Source organism: Mucilaginibacter sp., from assembly GCF_036383575.1.
Lineage (GTDB): Bacteria > Bacteroidota > Bacteroidia > Sphingobacteriales > Sphingobacteriaceae > Mucilaginibacter.
This window is the reverse complement of record NZ_DASVOB010000098.1, coordinates 1-3,805: the sequence shown is the minus strand read 5'-3', so window position 1 is coordinate 3,805 and position 3,805 is coordinate 1. Positions and strand designations below refer to the sequence as shown.

4 protein-coding genes are annotated in these 3,805 nt (G+C 41.4%); all 4 read right to left on the bottom strand.

The annotated features are described in order from the left end of the window. Window positions 1-1,120, bottom strand: a 1,120-nt coding sequence (gene coaBC / locus VF500_RS03670; RefSeq protein ID WP_330858371.1) for a bifunctional phosphopantothenoylcysteine decarboxylase/phosphopantothenate--cysteine ligase CoaBC, incomplete at its 3' end; no start/stop codon positions are given. A 131-nt stretch (window positions 1,121-1,251) separates the two neighbouring features. Continuing rightward, a complete protein-coding gene (locus tag VF500_RS03665; protein ID WP_121234172.1) occupies window positions 1,252-1,584 on the bottom strand; it encodes a DNA-directed RNA polymerase subunit omega in 333 nt (110 codons plus the stop codon). A gap of 31 nt (window positions 1,585-1,615) precedes the next feature. Then, entirely contained in the window at window positions 1,616-2,542 is a 927-nt protein-coding gene (locus VF500_RS03660; RefSeq protein WP_330858370.1) for an outer membrane protein assembly factor BamD, read from the bottom strand. A gap of 1,016 nt (window positions 2,543-3,558) precedes the next feature. Next, window positions 3,559-3,805: hypothetical protein (locus VF500_RS03655; RefSeq protein ID WP_330858369.1), on the bottom strand; the 247-nt coding region annotated here is incomplete at its 5' end.

The window sequence follows — 3,805 nt, the reverse complement described above, 5'->3', positions numbered from 1 at the left end:
TGGTTTGTTTGAGCTCACGATCAATAATGGTTATTTTATTGGTATCGCCTGCAAAGCCGGCACCCGCGTCATTGAGCGAATTTAGTACAATAAAATCAAGATTTTTCTTTTGAAGCTTGGTTATTGCATTCATTTCCTCGTCGTTGGTTTCCAGGGCAAAACCAACCAGTATTTGTCCTTCGAGTTTAGCCTCGCCAAGGGTTTTTAATATATCAGTGGTCTTCTTCAGTTCGATGGTAAGGGCACCTTCTTGTTTTTTGATCTTTTGGGTGGCTACATCGGCCGGGGTATAATCAGCCACGGCAGCGCTCATAATACAAGCTTTAACATCGGCATAAACAGTTACGCAGGCCTCCAGCATTTGTGCTGCCGAAGTAACATTTATCCGTTTTATATTGTGCTGTTTACTGATCTGTGCCGTAGGACCGGTCACCAGTGTAACATCGGCACCCATTAAAGCAAGCTCATCTGCGATAGCGAAACCCATTTTACCTGACGAGTGATTGCCGATAAATCTTACCGGGTCAATGGCTTCATAGGTGGGTCCGGCAGTTACCAGTATTTTATGACCGGCTAAGAGAAGTTTTTTTTTTGATTCAGCTTCCAAAAAAGCAACGATCTCTTCAGGCTCGGCCATCCGGCCTTCGCCGTACAGACCGCTGGCCAGTTCGCCATTACCAGGGGGGATCATGGTGTTACCAAATGATTGCAGCCTGTTTACGTTTTGGCGGGTAGCTGGATGCAGCCACATGTCCAGGTCCATAGCCGGGGCAAAATAAATCGGGCATTTGGCCGAGAGATATACGGCGCTAAGCAGGTTATCGCAAAGGCCATTGGCCATTTTTGCAAGGGTATTGGCTGTAGCCGGGGCAATGATCAGCATATCGGCCCAAAGGCCAAGCTCAACATGGTTGTTCCATTCGCCGGTATCAGCTTTGAAATAATCAACCAATGCCGGGTTTTTTGATAGCGTTGAAAGGGTAAGCGGGGTAATAAAATGAGTAGCATCGGTAGTCATTACAACTTTAACATTGGCACCGGCTTTAACCAACAGCCTAACCAGTAATGCCGATTTATATGCAGCAATACTGCCGCAAACTCCTAAAACAATGTTTTTCATATGCCCCCTACCCCCTAAAGGGGGAATGATTATATTATAAAAGTTAAAAATAACAAAAAACTCCCATACGGGAGTTTTTTGTTATTTTATGAATAAGTTTCCTAAACTCCCTCTTTAGGGGGCCGGGGGGATTATGCTTCTTTAGTTGGGTTACGATAGTAAACTTTACCATCTAAAAACTCCTGAACTGCAACCAATGATGGTTTTGGCAATTTCTCGTAGTGTTTTGAGATTTCAATTTGCTCACGGTTTTCAAACACTTCTTCAAGGTTGTCATTTGATGAAGCAAACTCAGAAAGTTTCTGATGAAGCTCTTCTTTGATATTGTTTGAGATCTGGTTCGCCCTTTTTGACATAATCACAAGCGACTCATAGATGTTCTCTGTTTTGGTATCCAGCTCGCGTAAATCGCGGGTTACAGTGCTGCTGGCTGCTGCTGGTTTATTACTGTTGTTAGCTGTCATATCTTATATTTAACTCTTTAATATATCTTAATTAATATGGTATTTTTTGCGGCTGATTTTTTTCAGATGGCGCAGTGGTTGTTACAGTATCTTTAGATGCAAGCTTTTTGGCAACTTTTGAATTACTCATTGCTTCGGCAATAAGGCGTTGAGCTTGTTTAATGCCTTGCTGGCTGTCTTTTATATAGGTCTGTGTTTCGTGCAGGTATTTGCTGTTCGGATATTTCTCAGCAAACTGGTCGGCGTAAGCTATAGCCTGGTTAAAACGGTCTTCCTGTTTAGTTTCAAAGCTATGGTAAGCATACTGGTATTGTGCCTTAACAATAAGGTATTCCATTTCTTCGCCGTATTTGGTATCAGGGTAATCGCGCAGTGCGTTGTTGAACGCAATAACTGCCGATTGATAATCGCTGATAGTTAAATAAAGTTTAGCGTTGGCATAAGCTTTGGTTTCCAGTTTATCGCGCAGGTTTTGGATCAGCTTGCTGGCCTCAGCTACACGGTCGCTTTTTGGATAAAGGTTAATGAACAACTGCAAAGCGTCGATAGCTTTTAATGTATTATCCTGATCAAGCGAAAATATCGGCGAATCAAGGTAGTAGCAATAAGCCGAAAAGAAGCGGCACTCTTCAGCCCTTGAACTTGAAGGATAGGTATCCGCGAATGTTTTAAAGTGGTACCTGGCCGATGTATAGTCCTTTTGTTTGTAATACGTAAATGCGTAGTAGTAAAAAAGATCTTCAGCACCTTCACGGCCACGGTAGCGTTCAACCAGCACCTCAAATAAGCCTAAAGCCTTGTTATAGTCCTTTTTGTTATAGTACTTAATAGCTTCCTGGTATTTTTTGGCGTAATCGTTACTGGCTTTTAACTTTTCGTATTTGCTTTTACAACTGCCAAGCGTAATAATTACGATAGCTAAAACACTGGCTAATAACGTTAGTTGCTTTTTAAACATTTTGCAAAGATAGTTAATAATATAAATCAATCAATTTTTATTTAGCCGCTAATATATAACGAGGCATTGGCCCGGTACCTATATATATAGTGTATTTAACATCTTTTAACTATTGGTGCTTTGAGTATGCCAGGTATGTTAAACTAATACTGTTAAAACGTTTGTTTCTTATATAATGTATATCGGTTTTTGAGGATTTACTGATCGAGAGCTATGTGATTGAATGGAGTCATCGCCGGCCGTTTGTTTTTTGTAGTATATATGATATTTATGTGTAAGCGCGCTATTTTAAATGTGATTAAGGTAGGTTGATGATGGCATGGACATGGCAACTTCGCCAGCTAATAACCTGGCGTTGACTAATGGCACATACAATAAACTATGGGATTGAGGGGTGCACCAGAAGTACAAGAGACTGAGAGATTGAGGACGAGCTGCACCAGAGGTGCAAAAGGTTTGTAGAAATAGAACGAGTGAATTTTCAGTGTGCCGGAGGTACATAACTTCGGTGTTTTTCGTATCATTTACCAGGAATCATAAGTTAATCTTGGCTTTAAATAAGATTATGGGCGTTGCCTGCGGCCGGGCTATCCGCTGCAAGTCCTCGCTTTGCCGTTACACAATGGCCAACGCACGCTGCGGGCTTTCCGCTACTATCCCTAACGCGGGGGCTATCTATAAATGATGTTCCTTCGTTAATAACAGCATCAGCTGTTCGATGGTATTTAAATAGAATAGTTGCCGAAAGCGTGTATTGGCTTAGTATACACCGCAGGCGGAAAAGCTTTATAGTATATATAATAGGAGGGGTATAGTATATACAGGTAGTTACATATATATAATAACATAACAAAATGGGGCAATTAAGACCTTACTAAATGTTATCCATAAATGTTGAATGAATGTTTTAGATGGGGAGGGATGGAGCTACTGGGGAAAAAGGGCTGCTGGGAAGAGGAAGGCTAAACTTTTTCTTCTTGATAAATAGGGTGTTAAGATAGTGTTAAGGGAAATAGTTATAAATAATTTGGAGAAAGGGAAAAAGCGTGTACCTTTGCAGCCCGCAAACGAGGAAACGAGGAGGCGTGATAGTTCATTAAAGGGTTAGAGAAGGGCGAAAAGGGGAGAAAAAAAAGATTCAAAATCTTTTGTGAAAGAGAAAAGAAATTCGCACCTTTGCAGCCGCTTCGAAAAGGAGCGGAAGTTCTTAGAAAAGGTTTGAAAGGCGCTGAGGGGCAGAGAGAAAGAGAAAAGGAAATGCCG

Bases quoted from the DNA above. Each gene is read 5' to 3' on its own strand.
- VF500_RS03665 (WP_121234172.1), bottom strand. From the start codon at position 1,584: ATGACAGCTAACAACAGTAATAAACCAGCAGCAGCCAGCAGCACTGTA.
- VF500_RS03660 (WP_330858370.1), bottom strand. From the start codon at position 2,542: ATGTTTAAAAAGCAACTAACGTTATTAGCCAGTGTTTTAGCTATCGTA.